Raw genomic sequence first — 15502 nt, 5'->3', positions numbered from 1 at the left:
AGGGAAGCGTGAATACTTCCGTTAAGCCGAAAGCATCAGTGAATCTGCTTTTGCTTCTAGGTTTGTGCCATCCATTAGGTAGTCATCGATAGCACGAGCACATTCGCGACCTTCGTTGATACAACGAACCACCAAAGATTGGCCTGTTCGCATATCACCAGCAGCAAATACGCCTTCTTGGTTAGTAGCAAAGCCTTGAGTTGCTACGTTACCGCGATCATCTAGCGCGATATCCAGTTGAGCAAGCACGCCTGTAGGTTCTGGGTGTAAGAAGCCCATTGCTAGGAATGCCATATCACATGGGATCACTCGCTCGCTGCCTTCTACTTCTTTGAAACTTGGGCGCTCGCCTGGTTTTGCATCTTGCCAAACGATATCAGCAAGACGAAGGCCTGTGACTTCACCTTTGTCATTTCCGATGAACTCTTTGGTCAGGATGTTCCAGTGACGATCGACACCTTCTTCATGAGAGGTCGAAGTACGTAGGATCATTGGGTATTGAGGCCAAGGCATATTAGCTGGGCGCTTCTCTGGTGGGAGCGGCATGATTTCCACTTGAGTTACGCTTGCTGCGCCGTGACGGTTTGACGTACCTACACAGTCTGAACCGGTATCACCACCACCAATGACAACCACATGTTTACCTTTTGCGTGAATCTCGTCCGTTTTCAGGTCCATGTTATTTGCACGTCGGTTGTTTTGACCTAGGAATTCCATTGCGAAGTGAACGCCTTTGAGCTCACGACCCGGAACTGGCAAATCACGTGGAACCGTTGAGCCACCCGTCAGTAGAACCACATCGAACTCTTGACGCAGTTGCTGAGCATTTACATCAACACCGACGTGTTGGTTTACTTTAAACTCAACGCCAGCTTCTGCCATTAGATTGATCTTACGATCAATGACTTCCATGCTCAGTTTAAAATCTGGAATACCGAAACGCAGCAGACCACCAACCTTCTCGTCTCGCTCGAATACTGTCACAGTATGACCAGCGCTGTTTAGCTGCTCAGCAGCCGCAAGACCCGCTGGTCCAGATCCAATGATCGCTATCGTTTTACCAGTGCGAGAACGTGGCGTTTTTGGCTTGGCGTACCCTTCACGATACGCCGTTTCTACGATGGTTTTCTCGATGTTACAGATGGTGATTGGGTCTTGGTTGATGCCAAGTACACAAGCACTTTCACATGGAGCAGGGCAAACACGACCAGTAAACTCTGGGAAGTTATTGGTTGAGCTTAGAATGTTCCATGCTTCTTCCCAGCTATCACGATAAACCGCATCGTTAAACTCTGGGATGATGTTACCGATAGGGCAGCCGTTATGACAAAACGGCACACCACAATCCATACAACGAGACGCTTGAGTATTGATCTTGTCACCAAACTCCTCGTTCAGAACGAACTCTTTGTTGTTCTTGATGCGTTCAGCTGGGTCGATCTTCTGTGGTAGTTCACGACCATGCTCTAAAAATCCAGTAGGCTTACCCATTATACGGCCTCCACTTGAGTTTCGTTTCCTTGAGACTGTGCTTCAGCTTTACGCTTTTGAAGCACCGCTTTATAGTCACGCGGCATTACCTTAACCATAGAGGCTAGGCTTGCTTCAAAGTTGTCTAGGAAAGACTGAGCGACTTCACTTCCTGTGAATTGAACATGCTTAGTTAGCATGTTGAGTAATAGATCTCTGTCTTCTTGCTCGATTGGATCTAGGTCTACTAACTCTGGGTTCAGTTTCGACTCAAAGTCGCCTGATTTATCCCATACGTAAGCCACGCCGCCACTCATACCTGCGGCAAAGTTACGACCTGTTGAACCAAGGATAATTGCTGCACCGCCCGTCATGTATTCACAACCGTGGTCACCGACGCCTTCTACTACTACTTTCGCGCCTGAGTTGCGAACACAGAAACGTTCGCCAGCCATACCGCGAATGAAAGACTCACCCGAAGTGGCACCGTAGAAACACACGTTACCAACCACGATGTTATCTTCTGCGACAATGCTTGATTTCGCATCTGGGTAAAGTACTAACGTACCGCCAGATAAGCCTTTACCCCAGTAGTCGTTCGCGTCGCCTTCTACTTCGAACTTCACGCCCTTAGCTAGGAATGCGCCGAATGACTGACCCGCTGAACCTTTGAACTTCACGTTCATTGGTCGAGGTAGGCCGGCATCTTTGTACACTTTCGAGATTTCGTTCGACAGCATGGTTCCGACAGAGCGGTCTGTGTTAACGATAGGGAAGTCAGCATTTACTGCTTCACCTTTTTCTAGAGCTGGAATTGCGGCTTGAATCAGCTTACGGTCTAGTACTGCTTCAAGGTTGTGGTTCTGCTGCGCTTGGTTAAACACGCCATCAGCTTCGCGAGGCTGTTCAACATGAAGTACAGGAGATAGATCTAGGTTCTTGTATTTCCAATGAGAAACGTCTTGGCGAACTTTCAGTTTTTGACCTTGCCCTACCATCTCATCGATAGTGCGGAAGCCAAGTTCAGCCATGATTTCTCGCAGACCTTGGGCCATGTATTGGAAGAAGGTTACGACGTCTTCTACGCGACCATCAAAGCGCTCGCGAAGTGTTTTGTTCTGAGTCGCGATACCAACAGGACAGGTGTTCTTATGACACTTACGCATCATGATACAGCCTTCAACCACCAATGCTGCGGTTGCTACGCCCCATTCTTCTGCGCCTAGTAGTGTTGCCACAGCAAGGTCGCGAGGTGTCTTCATCTGACCATCTGCTTGAACAACGATACGGTTCCGCAGGCCGTTCTTCAGTAGCGTTTGGTGGGTTTCTGCCAAGCCCAGCTCCCAAGGAAGACCAGTATGACGGATTGAAGACATTGGTGATGCACCCGTACCGCCATCGAAACCTGCGATAAGCACTACGTCCGCTTTTGCTTTCGCAACACCAGAAGCGATCGTACCTACGCCCGCTTCCGATACCAGTTTCACGTTTACACGACCAGCACGGTTGGCGTTTTTCAAATCGTAGATCAGCTGAGCCAAATCTTCGATTGAGTAGATATCGTGGTGTGGTGGTGGCGAGATAAGACCGACGCCCGGAGTTGAGTGACGTGTAGCACCGATCCAGTCATCTACTTTATCGCCTGGTAGCTGACCACCTTCACCTGGTTTCGCACCTTGAGCCATCTTAATTTGTAGCTCATCAGCGTTGGTTAGGTAGTAAGAGGTTACGCCGAAACGACCCGAAGCTACCTGCTTGATTGCAGAGCGTTCCCAATCGCCGTTCTCTTTGCGCTCGAAACGCATTGGGTCTTCACCACCTTCACCAGAGTTCGATTTCGCGCCAAGACGGTTCATCGCAACAGCTAGTGTGGAGTGTGCTTCGTAAGAAATAGAACCGAATGACATAGCACCCGTCGCGAAGCGTTTCACGATGCTTTCAATTGGCTCGACTTCGTCGATAGAGATAGAGCTGGCTGGGTTCTTAATAAACTCAAGCTGGCTACGCAGAGTTACCGCGTTGTCACCTTGTTTATCGACTGCTGTCGCGTACTGCTTGAACTGATCGTAGTTCTTGTTGCGCGTAGACTCTTGTAGTAGAGAAATGGTTTCTGGGTTGAAGAGGTGCTTCTCGCCACGCTGTTTCCATTGGTAAACACCACCCACATCCAGCATTTGAATTGGGATTTCGCGTTGTGGGTAACCGATGCGGTGACGAACTAGCACTTCTTTAGCAATATCGTCAAGGGTGAGACCTTGGATACGAGAAACTGTACCTGTGAAGTACTTGTCTACCACTGACTTATGAATACCTAAGGCTTCGAAGATTTGCGCACCGTGGTACGACTGCAGGGTTGAGATACCCATCTTCGAGAAGATCTTCAGAAGACCGCCATTGATCGCTTTACGGTAGTTGTTGAACAGATCACGAGGGTTCGCTTCTGGATCCAGCTTCTTCGTGCGTTGTAGTTCAATGATAGTTTCGATAACTAGGTAAGGGTTAACCGCATTTGCACCATAGCCAATAAGGGTTGCAAAGTGGTGCGTTTCACGCGCGTCACCGGTTTCAACCACGATGTCACACTTCGCACGTAGGCCTTTACGGATCAGGTGGTGATGTACTGCGCCAACTGCCAGCATTGCTGGGATAGCGGCGTGGTTTGAGTTCACTGCACGGTCAGTTAGCAGGATGATTGAGTAACCATCAATAACCGCATCTTCTGCGTATTGGCAGATGCGTTTTAGTGCGCGCTCAAGCTTGCCTTGGTCTTCACTGGCTTGGAATACGATATCCAGTGTCTTCGCCTGAAGATGCTCGTTGTCAATAGCACGCAGTTTCTCAAGCTCAGAGTTCGCCAGAACAGGCGATTCCAATTCGACTTTCTGACAGTGAAGTGGTGTTTCAGTCAGAAGGTTTTGGTCTTTACCCAAGTAAGTGTTCAGCGACATAACCATACGCTCACGGATCGGGTCAATCGGTGGGTTAGTTACCTGTGCGAACAGTTGCTTGAAGTAGTTTGAAAGATGTTGAGACTGATGAGATAGAACCGCAAGAGGCCAGTCTGCACCCATGGCTGATAATGGCTCTTTCGCATCATTCGCCATTGGAACGATGATTTCGTTCACTTCTTCAGTACTTACGCCAAACGCTTGTTGGCGGTGTAGAAGATGTTCTGGCTTAGGTTGGCTGAATTGGTTGCTCGCATCTGGCAGCTTCTTCAAGCTCAGTAGGTTTTCTTCTACCCACTTTTCGTAAGGCTGCGCTGTTGCGATGGTGTCTTTCACTTCTTTATCAGAGATGATGCGACCTTGCTCTAAGTCTGCAACGAAGATGCGACCTGGTTGTAGACGACCGCGGAACTCAACGTTCTCTGGCTCAATATCCACAACACCAGATTCTGATGCCATTACTAGGAAGTTATCTTTGGTCACTGTGTAGCGAGAAGGGCGCAGACCGTTACGGTCGAGTGTCGCACCAACTTGAACACCATCAGTAAAACATACTGAAGCCGGACCATCCCATGGTTCCATGATGTTAGCGTGGTACTGATAGAACGCGCGACGCTTAGGATCCATGTTTTTGTTTTCTTGCCATGCTTCCGGGATCATCATCATCAATGCGTGCGGCAGGCTACGACCAGAAAGAACTAGGAGCTCAAGTGCCATATCAAAGTTAGATGAATCCGAACTGCCTTCCTGACAAATAGGAAGCAGCATGTCGATTTCAGCTTGGGTAAATAGATCGGATTTAATGATCGCCTCACGGGCTTTCATCCAGTTCAAGTTACCTCGAACTGTATTGATTTCACCGTTGTGGGCAATGTAACGGAAAGGTTGTGCAAGACGCCATTTCGGGAAGGTGTTGGTAGAGAAGCGAGAGTGTACCAGTGCCAGTGCGGTCACCATGGCCGGGTTTTGCAGATCAAGGAAGTACTGAGGGACTTGCTCGGTCGTTAACTGACCTTTGTACACCAATGTCTTGTAAGACATTGAGTTAATGTAGAAGTCATCACCAATGTTCGAAACGCTTTCTAGGCAAACACGTACAGTGTAGTTACGAAGTACGTACAGTTTGCGCTCTAGCTCTTCAGGTGTGATACCTGGACCACCAGAGATAAACACATGCTCAAACTGAGGCTCTGTGCTTAGCGGGTCGGCACCGATCATCGAGTTATCGGTTGGCAAAACGCGGTAGCCAATAACTTCAAGGTCTAGACGCTGAGCGTTGCGTTCTAGAATGTCACGGCATTGCTCGCGTTTGTATTCGTCTTTCGGGAAAAGTACGACACCCACACCATACTTTTCAAATGAAGGTAGTTTAATGCCGAGCTTAACGGCCTCTTCTAATAGGAATTCATGAGGTTTTTGTAGCAAGATACCCGCACCATCACCGCTGCATGGATCACAACCTTGACCACCACGGTGCTCCATGCGAGCTAGCATATCCAATGCTTGAGTCACTACTTCATGAGATTTACGGTTTTTAAGGTGAGCAACAAAACCGATACCACACGCGTCATGCTCCAATTCAGGAGTATATAGACCCTGTGGATTTTGCTCTCTATCTACCATAGATACATCCTTCCAGTTCAATGTCGACGCAAAAGCACCAGGCAGGCAAATGCCACCTAGACCATTGATTACGTCTTGTCCTTTATATTTATTATCGCCACCGATCTAGGTTGACCGATCTTGATTCCTTTCCGTATCTCGCAGGAAAAGTTTTGCGAGAAAAACAATCCTTGGTGGTATCCCTTTATTTATTGCCACTATTTAGTGATTTATATAGGTAGGAGTGGGATAACACCGACAAATCCCGCAGTGTACTTTGTAATAAAAGTCACAAAAATAACGGGGTTGTGTAAGTATCCTACAATTTTGTTACTTCAGAATGCAATGAAAAAGTCGACGTTGTGACCCAATTTTTTCGTTTAATTATGCATTTTTAGTTTAACATTTACGCAACATGAACGTTTTTTATCTGTATTTATGCAGGTTTATTGATTTTGAGCCGTATGATGTTTGTTTGAATTGACTAGTATTGTGTGTTTTTTCTTGCAGGGATGTAATTTATTTACACAGATCGTAGTGAGATTGATTACGGTTCATTGTTGGTGAGAATTTATGCAGTTACATGAGTTGGTCAATACAATCGGCCAAGATCTTCAGCGTCGATACGGTGAAAAAGTCCATAAACTAACGTTGCACGGTGGATTTAGTTGCCCTAACCGAGATGGCACGATTGGTCGGGGAGGATGTACTTTTTGTAATGTGGCTTCGTTTGCGGATGAAGAAGTACAGATAAAGAGTATTCACGATCAGTTGAAAGATCGTGCGGGCGAAATTCATCGAGCGAAGAAGTATCTCGCTTATTTTCAGGCTTACACCAGTACTTATGCGGAAGTGCAAGTGCTGAAAAATATGTATGAAGAAGCACTAAAAGCGGCTGATATTGTGGGATTGTGTGTCGGGACTCGTCCAGATTGCGTGCCTGATGCCGTATTAGATTTGCTGTCTGACTATGTACAGCAAGGTTATGAAATTTGGCTAGAGTTAGGGCTTCAAACCGCTAATAACGACACCCTTAAGCGCATCAATCGCGGTCATGATTTCGAATGTTATGCCGAGATCACCAAGCGTGCGCGTGCGCTAGGTATTAAAGTCTGTACTCATTTAATTGTTGGATTACCGAAAGAAAGCCGCGACGATAATATTGAGACGCTGCAAAAAGTGTTAGCCGTGGGCACGGATGGCATTAAGTTACATGGCTTGCATATTGTGGAAGGCAGCACGATGGCGAAAGCGTGGCGTGCAGGACGATTAGAGGCGCCAGAGCTAGAAGAATATGTCGCAATTGCCAGTGAGATGATTCGTATGACGCCACCGGACGTGATTTACCATCGCGTTTCATCAGCAGCTCGTAGACCTACCTTATTATCGCCACTGTGGTGTGAAAATCGCTGGCTGGCGATGACTGAAATTGGTCGAGCCCTCAGTGAACATGGTGCTCAAGGAAGCCTAACGGGAAACGCTTTTATCTATACTAAACCGGAATTAATAGCAGATCGCTCAATAAATAACTGATATATTTTAACCAGTTTTCTTTAAAGGTTTAAACGATGGATCAGTTACTCAATTGGCTTTGGGATGGTCAAGGCGGTTATGGCTATGTCGTCTTGTTATTAATTGCTAGCGTGTGCGCGTTAGCACTGATCTATTTGCACTTTCAAACATCACTTAAGCAACTCGTAACGGATTCACCCTATCCAGTCATAGTGCTGGATACTGGCCATGCTCAGATCTTGTTATCTAACCAAGCTGCGATGCAGTTATTAGGTATTCGCTCTCTAGGCACGGGATATTTGTATCCCGCTTTATTCGATATTCGTGCGCTTGAGTCGTTTCTCGACAGTGTCTCTAGTTGTCATTTTAGCCAGCAGGTATTTGATTGGCGCTTATCTGAAAGCGAGTCTATCAAGGTGGAGTTGTCAGGAAGAAAGAGTTTGCTGCGCAATCACCGTGTTTGGATCATCTACGCGCAGCCATATCAATCCACTCATCAAGAGCAGCAACAAGAGCTTGCGCAATTAACGATCGCCCGTTCGGCACTAGACTCACTCTCTGAGTTAATCTGTACCCAAGATCGCCAAGGGAATTTATTAACGACGAACCGAGCATTTGATCAATTTTGGGAAGGGCGAAGGGAAGAAGCCTGCGCATCAAAGGTTTCCATGGGTGAGGCTAGCAGAAAGAGTGAGCGCAAGTGGACGACGGATCCACAAGGTCGCAGTTGCTTATTGGAAGTGAATCAAAATTCCCTTGTGTCACCGAGTGGTGAGCTGATCGGTACATTATCCATTAGTCATGATGTGACCGAGTGGCACAAAATGCAGCAAAACCTGAGAGATGAAATGGAGCGCCGTAAAGATACAGAAGTTGCGTTGGCGCAAAGGGATACCATCTTACAAACTATTCTTGACGCTAGCCCTGACTCTATCGGTATCTTCAATGAGAATATGGTCTATCAAGCGTGTAATAAACCGTTCGTTAATGCATTAGGTATTTCAGACGTGTCTGATTTGATCGGTAAGCGCCTTCAAGATGTCATTCCTGAAGAGATGTACGCTCGCCTAGCCGCTAGTGATTTAGATGCATTGCGTCAGTCAGAACCTGTCCGATACATAGATAAAGTCGTTAGCAGTGATGGCAAAAGTACGTGGTTTGATGTGGTGAAATCGCCCTTTAAAGATAAAGCTTCAGGAACGAATGGTGTGTTGATCATGGCGCGTGATATTTCTGAACGTTACCTTGCCGAACAAAAGTTGGAGAGAGCCAATTTAGAGTTAGAAAAGTTGAGCTTTATGGATAGCTTAACTCAGGTATCGAACCGACGCCGCTTCGATGAACAACTGCAGGTACTATGGTACCACCATGCCCGCGAAAAGCTGCCGCTCACTATCATGTTGTGTGACATCGACTTTTTCAAAGATTACAACGACTGTTACGGCCATCAGCAAGGTGATGAAGCATTGGTCAGTGTTGCTACCGTATTCACAAAAGTCATCAATCGCTCTTCGGATTGTGTTGCGCGTTATGGTGGTGAGGAGTTTGGTTTTATCCTGCCGAATACCACAACGGAAGGCGCGAGCAATGTAGCACAGCGTATTCATGAACAAATTCGACAACTCGATATGGAGCACGACAGCTCAGAAGCATCGGAACGTCTCACGGTCAGTATCGGTCTTGTCTCTTATATTCCTCAACATGGTGATGAACCGGAAATGGGTATTGCCATGGCTGACAGTGCGCTATACCAAGCCAAAGCGGATGGACGTAATCGCACCTGTATTCACCCAAGTTCTTGCTAACGCTTTGTGACCGCTTGCTCTAAGTTGATAGCTGATTGTTTAAATCGCCGTATTAAACACGTTAAACTTACCGAAGCCTGTGCGTTCGTTGGTTAACTTATCTTTTTATCTTGTTTAGCAAGCGCAGTTCGCACTACGTATTTTTCACTAATCACACAGACCTAAATTGCGTTAGGCCGAATATGTCTGCTCGTTTTTTATCATTGAAGGGCAACATCTAGCCAGCACCATGGAGTAGTTAATGAAACCCATGAAAAATCTCGCCCAGTATTATGTCGACTTGCTAGTCAAACTGGGGATTGTTCGTTTCTCGATTTTGCTGGCCCTTGCGCTGGTGGCATTAGCCGTTGTGGTGCAGGTGGGGATTACTTTAGCTCTCAAGGGGCGAGTCGACGATATCGACATTGTCCGTTCGGTGTTTTTTGGTCTCTTGATTACACCTTGGGCGGTTTATTTTCTTTCTGTTGTTGTTGATCAGCTAGAAGAGTCTCGCCAGCGTTTAACCAAGTTGGTGTCCAAACTGAAAGACATGCGCTCGCGAGACCAAGAACTGAATTATCAACTGCAACAAAACATCGAAAAGCTCAACCAAGAAATTGAAGAGCGCATTAAAGCAGAAGAAGCTCGTGAAGAGGCGATGCAAGATCTCGAAAACGAGGTGTTCCAACGAGAGCGTACTCAGTTAGAGCTTGCGGAACGCACTGCACTACTGCGTTCATTTATTGATGCCTCGCCAGACTTAATTTACTACCGCAATGCCGATGGTGTGTTCTCCGGTTGTAACCGGGCAATGGAAGAGCTAACAGGCAAGAAAGAGCACCAGTTAGTCGGATTAAGCCCTTGGGATGTTTATAGCAAAGAAATCGCTGAGCACATCGTTGATACTGACCAAAAGGTCTTCGCCGATAATCAAGCCATCACTTACGAGCAGTGGCTAGAGTATCCTGATGGACGCAAGCACTACTTTGAACTGCGTAAAGTGCCGTTTTACAGCAAAGATGGTCGTCACCTTGGATTGGTAGGTTTTGGCCGTGATATCACTGAACGTAAACGTCATGAAGAGTCGTTAGAGAAAGCAAGCCGTGATAAGACTACTTTCATCTCAACCATCAGTCATGAACTGCGAACGCCACTAAATGGCATTGTGGGTTTAAGTCGCATGCTTCTCGATAGTCCGTTGACAGAAGAGCAGCGCAAACACATGCAGACCATCAATGTGAGTGCGATTACGCTAGGTAACATCTTCAACGATATTATCGATATGGATAAGTTTGATCGCCGCAAGCTAGAACTATTACCTGCGCCACTTAACTTCGAAGACTTCGTCGCTGAGATTGAAAGCATCTCTGCTTTGATGGCGGAGCAAAAAGGGCTGCGCTTTGACTTAGAACGTTTGAGTGATTTACCAAAAGCAATTGAAGTGGATGCGACCCGTTTGCGTCAGGTAATTTGGAACTTGGTCAGCAACGCAATGAAGTTTACCAAAGAAGGTGGCGTTGTGATGACGGTGAGCGCGGATGTAGAAGACGATTTTGCCACCATTATTATGGAAGTGGAAGACACAGGTATTGGTATACCGGAAGATGAGCTCGATAAAATCTTCGCCATGTATTACCAAGTGAAATCAGGTAAAGACAACCTGCATGCTGTCGGGACTGGTATAGGCTTGGCGGTGTCAAAACAATTGATCAATATGATGGATGGTGACATTACTGTCGCCAGTGAAGAAGGTTTTGGTAGTACTTTTACCGTATCGATTCACGTTCCTATTGTGGAACTCGAAGAACCTGTCATTGATGCAAAACGCGATAATGTGCATCTCAACATCTTTATGGTTGAAGACATTGAGCTTAACGTCACTGTTGCCAAATCGTTGCTTGAGAGCTTAGGACACTCCGTTACCGTGGCGATGACGGGACAAGAAGCGCTCGTGAACTTTGTGCCAGAAAAATATGACTTGGCGTTGTTGGATATTCAGCTGCCTGATATGACGGGGTTTGATGTCGCAAATTATTATCGCGAGCATTATAACAATCTACCTCCATTGGTCGCCCTAACAGCTAATGTGATGAAAGATCGTCGTGAATACTTAGATAACGGTATGGATGATGCCATCAGTAAACCGCTTGCTGTGAACGCCATTCAGTCTGTAATTGATAAATTCTTCGCGCATCAGGTAGAGCAGCAAGAGCAACCTGAGAGCGTTCCAGAAACAGTGGAAGAGCCGACCCCTTCTCCTGTGATTGAGACACACTTGCTCGATATGGATATGTTAGAGTCTTACGTCGACATTGTTGGTGCCAAGCCGGTCTACGACAGCATAAAAATGTTTGAAGACATGATGCCAGACTATATTGATGTCTTAGACTCAAACATGACGGCAAAAGATCAAGATGGGATTGTTTCTGAAGCGCATAAAATTAAAGGCGCTGCAGGTTCGATTGGCCTCAAACGTATCCAAAGTGTGGCGCAGAAAGCGCAATCTCCCGATATGCCAGCATGGTGGGAAAACATTTCAGACTGGGTTGAAGAGATCAAAAATGAATACCAAAACGATATTCAAGTCCTCAAAAGTTGGTTGGAACAAAGGAAATAACATGAAAAAAATCGCACCGTTGGCGTTGGTTATAGCATTGATGGCAGGTTGCAGTTCCGTTCCAAGTGTGAACTGGCAACAAAACAGTCAGATTACGATTAACCAGGTGAATGTCGAGCTCAAAAGTAACTTATGGGTGAACCTGATGCCGACTGTTGGGGAAGTACAAGAGCAAAGCATTCAAGGATCACTTTACCTTGAAGGAGACCAGTTACTCCCAGCCAACCTGACTGCCGAAGCGCTTATCATCAAGCAAGGGGAAAAAGAGTGGTGGGTGGATGAAGACTCTTTAGAAACTCGAACTCATAGTGAGAGCCAATGGGAAGTAGCCTTCACGTCTCAGGTAGACGCGGACACAGAAAAATCGGTTGATATCGCGGTACTTTTAGACGACGCAGGTAAACAGCGCTGGTTAGTGGAAAAATACGTGAAGATTAATAAGGTTTATTAGATTCAGTGATTGTTCGTTAATTGCTAAACCCAAAATAAAAGGGCTTGCTCAATGAGCAAGCCCTTTGCGTATTAGCGATTCAATTAGTCTTCTAGATCGCCACAGAAGCGGTAACCTTCGCCGTGGATAGTCGCGATGATTTCAGGAGTACCTGAAACAGACTCAAAGTGTTTACGAATACGACGAATCGTTACGTCTACAGTACGGTCATGCGGCTTAAGTTCACGGCCAGTCATCTTCTTAAGAAGATCGGCACGAGTTTGAATCTTACCTGGGTTCTCACAGAAGTGCAGTAGAGCTCGGAACTCAGAGCGAGGGAGCTTGTAGCTATCACCAGCAGGGCTTACTAGAGAGCGGCTGTTGATGTCCAGTACCCAACCATTGAATTCATACTTTTCTACTGAGCGTTTCTCTTCTTGCACCGCGTTAGAGCTCATTGAACGGCTAAGTAGGTTGCGAGCACGAATAGTAAGTTCACGTGGGTTGAATGGTTTAGTGATGTAGTCATCTGCACCAATCTCAAGACCTAGGATCTTGTCCACTTCATTGTCACGGCCTGTCAGGAACATTAAAGCAATGTTCGCTTGTTCGCGTAGTTCACGCGCTAACAGAAGGCCATTCTTGCCTGGAAGATTAATGTCCATAATAACCAAGTTGACTGAGTTGTCAGACAACACTTGGTGCATCTCTTCACCGTCACTGGCTTCAAAAACAGCGTATCCCTCTGCTTCAAAAATACTCTTAAGAGTGTTACGAGTTACTTGCTCATCTTCAACGATAAGAATCTGCGGGGTTTGCATTGGCGGTACCTAAATTTGTGACAAAATTGTGCTAATAGAATAAATTCTAGGCAAAAATATAACATACAGGTAATGTGATTTTGATAATAAATCAAGTTGATCAAAAAAACACTTCTTTCAGTTATCCGCCCTCCATGGAATTTTGCCAACTCACCAGTATCCAATGGCGACGTTTATTCTAAAGGGCTTGTTTACCTTTCATTTCCTGCTTTCTGTGGGGCCTGAAACGTAAACACCCTAAGATATGGAGCGGATTTTATATTGTTAACAGCATGCTAACAATGCTCAAATGTTAATTCCATTCAGTTTGTTGATTTATATCAATTGATGAAATGTAACTGTTATTAATCGTTTAAGACTTATGATAGAAAAAAGTAATACGAACATAGACGCATCGTTATGGAATGCTTATTCAGAATCTTTTTTCAGATTCGAGGCCGAGTGGTGCGTTTCAAACTACGCTGTGATAACCGCTTGGAACCCATACAGTAATTTGCGGTCCAAAGAAGAGAACTGCATAAGCAATCAAGCATTAGAAACACTGCTACAGCACGTTAATTACGCGCCTATCACAGTAGGTGACAGCTCTTTTACATGGTATGAGGAAAGCTTTGCCGTCGAGTTATCACCAGAGGCGGCGGTCGCATTGGCGAATGACTTTCAACAAAACGCGATTTACTACGTCATTGATGATCAACTTTACCTTATTGCGTGCTCACAGCCGAAAGTGTTGCATAAGTTAGGCTCCCTTAAGCCTCGACTCGTATAGGAAAGGATACTACTCACCGAAGCACTGCTTGGGTGAGAAAATTCACGGAGGAAATATGAGAGACATTACACCCGATATTTGTGACCAATTTGAAGCCCAAGTTACCCTGCTTACTTTGCCACTGCAGAACTTTGGTCAACGCACCGCTTTTTACGGAGAAATTGTCACAGTGCGTTGCTATCACGACAACTCAAAAGTACGTGAAGTACTGGGCGAAGATGGAACGGGGAAAGTATTGATTGTTGACGGACATGGTTCGTGTCAGAAAGCATTGCTTGGCGATCAATTAGCAATACTCGGAATAGAAAATGGGTGGGAAGGTATTATTGTCTATGGTGCAATACGCGACGTAGCACAAATATCTCAGATGGACATTGGCGTGCAAGCACTTGGTACCAATCCGTTTAAGACAGAGAAGCGAGGTATGGGAGAGGTCAATGTGACTTTAACGATGCAAAACCAAATCGTGCAGCCGAAGCATTATGTGTACGCTGATTGGAATGGTGTGTTGATTTCAAAGCAAAAATTAGATTTCTAAAAACGAAAGCCTAAACCTACCTCAATACCTTGTTGCCAATCTTGGTAATCAAGAGTCGCGTGAAGATCCAGTTTATCGGTGATTTTTACGCGACTTGAGACTTCAGCTGCGAGGCTGCTGTCTTCTTGGCGAATACCTTCCGCAGTCTCATTCTTGTAAGAGCGAACCGTACTTTTTAGTGTGACACGATCATTGAAGTGATAGCTGATCCCACTCAAAAAACCGCTTTGGTTTTGGGTTGGAGAGTTGTTGACTCGTGCACCGACGTAAACGTCTACTGAGTCAAAAAGTTCGTACGCATAACCCGTGTCGATATTCCAAACATCGAAACTGTCAGATTGATAGCTGTCGCTGGAAATAAATAGTTTATGAGGAGAAGGGGATGTTTTGCCTGGAAGAGGCGGAAGCTCGTTTGCTAGACAAACGCCAGGCACAAAAAACAGCAACAGAAAAAGCCCTCTTTTCATGCTCACCACTCCTTGTGTCAACTTTTTTATTAGTATGTGCCCAAAGCTTCTCACTATTAAAGCATAGAATATGAAAGCTAGCTCACCTATTTTCTAAATAATTCGATCCTGTGAACATAGGTCACAGTTAGGTTGTTGTTAAGTGTCAACAACTCCCTTTCATAATTTGATCTTACGCTTTATGACGAAGATCAGACTAGTTATGGAGTAAAAAGTGAGACTGATGACGATGGGATGAGCCCCCTACAAAAATAAGCGACAGATTTCCTAACGAGCAATAACATCCAATTAGCTTTAAATATCAATAAGATTGCTTAGCAGAAATCGCTGTAAGACTGAAAAACAAACAATTTTTTGTTGACTATGAATCGGAAACTCGGTAAACGTAGAGTTAAGCAAACACAATTAACGTTGAATATTTATTTATGCCATCTAACAGCCTAGTAGTAATGACCACGACCATTATTATTACCGACACGACACATGTTGGGGCAGGCTGCTGAGCGAAAGAAATTCACAAAAAAGGCCTGTATCCAACAAGATA

General features: G+C 45.6%; 11 protein-coding genes and 1 other annotated feature (1 of these 12 cut by a window edge). Of the genes, 7 read left to right on the top strand and 4 right to left on the bottom strand.

Features of this window, described 5'->3' with window-relative positions; genetic code table 11:
* Window positions 1–21 precede the first annotated feature (21 nt).
* Window positions 22–1491 carry a glutamate synthase subunit beta gene (locus NDJ01_RS05545; protein ID WP_258586409.1) on the bottom strand — a complete coding sequence of 490 codons (1470 nt, stop codon included), beginning with the start codon at window positions 1489–1491 and terminating at the stop codon, window positions 22–24.
* A complete protein-coding gene (gene gltB, locus NDJ01_RS05540; RefSeq protein WP_258586408.1) occupies window positions 1491–6041 on the bottom strand; it encodes a glutamate synthase large subunit in 4551 nt (1516 codons plus the stop codon). Before gltB ends, NDJ01_RS05545 begins: the two co-directional genes overlap by 1 nt.
* A 552-nt stretch (window positions 6042–6593) precedes the next feature.
* Here gltB and NDJ01_RS05535 point away from each other — a divergent pair.
* The 4 genes from NDJ01_RS05535 (at window position 6594) to NDJ01_RS05520 (ending at window position 12384) form a co-directional block, all read left to right on the top strand.
* Window positions 6594–7553: a TIGR01212 family radical SAM protein gene (locus NDJ01_RS05535; protein ID WP_047009093.1), complete on the top strand. Its 960-nt coding sequence runs from the start codon at window positions 6594–6596 to the stop codon at window positions 7551–7553.
* A gap of 35 nt (window positions 7554–7588) precedes the next feature.
* The gene (locus tag NDJ01_RS05530; RefSeq protein ID WP_258586407.1) at window positions 7589–9337 is read left to right on the top strand and encodes a diguanylate cyclase domain-containing protein; all 1749 of its coding nucleotides are present in this window, start codon (window positions 7589–7591) and stop codon (window positions 9335–9337) included.
* Window positions 9338–9578: 241 nt separating this feature from the next.
* Entirely contained in the window at window positions 9579–11933 is a 2355-nt protein-coding gene (arcB, locus tag NDJ01_RS05525) for an aerobic respiration two-component sensor histidine kinase ArcB (protein WP_046873978.1), read from the top strand.
* Between the two features lies 1 nt (window position 11934).
* Window positions 11935–12384: a hypothetical protein gene (locus NDJ01_RS05520; protein WP_006742686.1), complete on the top strand. Its 450-nt coding sequence runs from the start codon at window positions 11935–11937 to the stop codon at window positions 12382–12384.
* A gap of 83 nt (window positions 12385–12467) precedes the next feature.
* On the opposite strand, the gene arcA is transcribed toward NDJ01_RS05520, so the two are convergent.
* Entirely contained in the window at window positions 12468–13184 is a 717-nt protein-coding gene (gene arcA, locus NDJ01_RS05515) for a two-component system response regulator ArcA (protein WP_005381824.1), read from the bottom strand.
* A 361-nt stretch (window positions 13185–13545) separates the two neighbouring features.
* On the opposite strand from arcA, the gene NDJ01_RS05510 reads away from it, so the two are divergent.
* Both NDJ01_RS05510 and NDJ01_RS05505 read left to right on the top strand, forming a co-directional pair.
* Window positions 13546–13953 carry a DUF3293 domain-containing protein gene (locus NDJ01_RS05510; protein WP_031780532.1) on the top strand — a complete coding sequence of 136 codons (408 nt, stop codon included), beginning with the start codon at window positions 13546–13548 and terminating at the stop codon, window positions 13951–13953.
* Between the two features lie 55 nt (window positions 13954–14008).
* On the top strand, window positions 14009–14491 hold the full coding sequence (locus tag NDJ01_RS05505; protein WP_065645162.1) for a putative 4-hydroxy-4-methyl-2-oxoglutarate aldolase: 483 nt from the start codon (window positions 14009–14011) through the stop codon (window positions 14489–14491).
* Here the strand turns inward: NDJ01_RS05505 and NDJ01_RS05500 are convergent.
* Window positions 14488–14958, bottom strand: coding sequence for a ribonuclease regulator (locus NDJ01_RS05500; protein ID WP_065645163.1), 471 nt, complete (start codon window positions 14956–14958; stop codon window positions 14488–14490). The two genes, NDJ01_RS05505 and NDJ01_RS05500, sit on opposite strands and share 4 nt — an antisense overlap.
* A 425-nt stretch (window positions 14959–15383) precedes the next feature.
* Here NDJ01_RS05500 and thrL point away from each other — a divergent pair, with 425 nt between their 5' ends.
* The gene (thrL, locus tag NDJ01_RS05495; RefSeq protein WP_074192076.1) at window positions 15384–15461 is read left to right on the top strand and encodes a thr operon leader peptide; all 78 of its coding nucleotides are present in this window, start codon (window positions 15384–15386) and stop codon (window positions 15459–15461) included.
* Window positions 15397–15502, top strand: a sequence feature (Thr leader region); it runs 14 nt beyond the window's last position. Its footprint overlaps the gene before it by 65 nt.

The sequence above is a fragment of the Vibrio sp. HS-50-1 genome (assembly GCF_024747315.1).
In the GTDB taxonomy this organism is placed as follows: Bacteria; Pseudomonadota; Gammaproteobacteria; order Enterobacterales; family Vibrionaceae; genus Vibrio; species Vibrio diabolicus.
This window is presented reverse-complemented; position numbering and strand designations above follow the sequence as displayed.

Excerpts from the sequence above, each read along its gene's own strand:
- NDJ01_RS05535 (WP_047009093.1), top strand. The coding sequence starts at position 6,594 with ATGCAGTTACATGAGTTGGTCAATACAATCGGCCAAGATCTTCAGCGT.
- thrL (WP_074192076.1), top strand. The coding sequence starts at position 15,384 with ATGCCATCTAACAGCCTAGTAGTAATGACCACGACCATTATTATTACC.
- NDJ01_RS05545 (WP_258586409.1), bottom strand. The coding sequence starts at position 1,491 with ATGGGTAAGCCTACTGGATTTTTAGAGCATGGTCGTGAACTACCACAG.
- NDJ01_RS05500 (WP_065645163.1), bottom strand. The coding sequence starts at position 14,958 with ATGAAAAGAGGGCTTTTTCTGTTGCTGTTTTTTGTGCCTGGCGTTTGT.
- arcB (WP_046873978.1), top strand. The coding sequence starts at position 9,579 with ATGAAACCCATGAAAAATCTCGCCCAGTATTATGTCGACTTGCTAGTC.
- NDJ01_RS05510 (WP_031780532.1), top strand. The coding sequence starts at position 13,546 with ATGATAGAAAAAAGTAATACGAACATAGACGCATCGTTATGGAATGCT.
- NDJ01_RS05505 (WP_065645162.1), top strand. The coding sequence starts at position 14,009 with ATGAGAGACATTACACCCGATATTTGTGACCAATTTGAAGCCCAAGTT.
- gltB (WP_258586408.1), bottom strand. The coding sequence starts at position 6,041 with ATGGTAGATAGAGAGCAAAATCCACAGGGTCTATATACTCCTGAATTG.
- NDJ01_RS05520 (WP_006742686.1), top strand. The coding sequence starts at position 11,935 with ATGAAAAAAATCGCACCGTTGGCGTTGGTTATAGCATTGATGGCAGGT.
- arcA (WP_005381824.1), bottom strand. The coding sequence starts at position 13,184 with ATGCAAACCCCGCAGATTCTTATCGTTGAAGATGAGCAAGTAACTCGT.
- NDJ01_RS05530 (WP_258586407.1), top strand. The coding sequence starts at position 7,589 with ATGGATCAGTTACTCAATTGGCTTTGGGATGGTCAAGGCGGTTATGGC.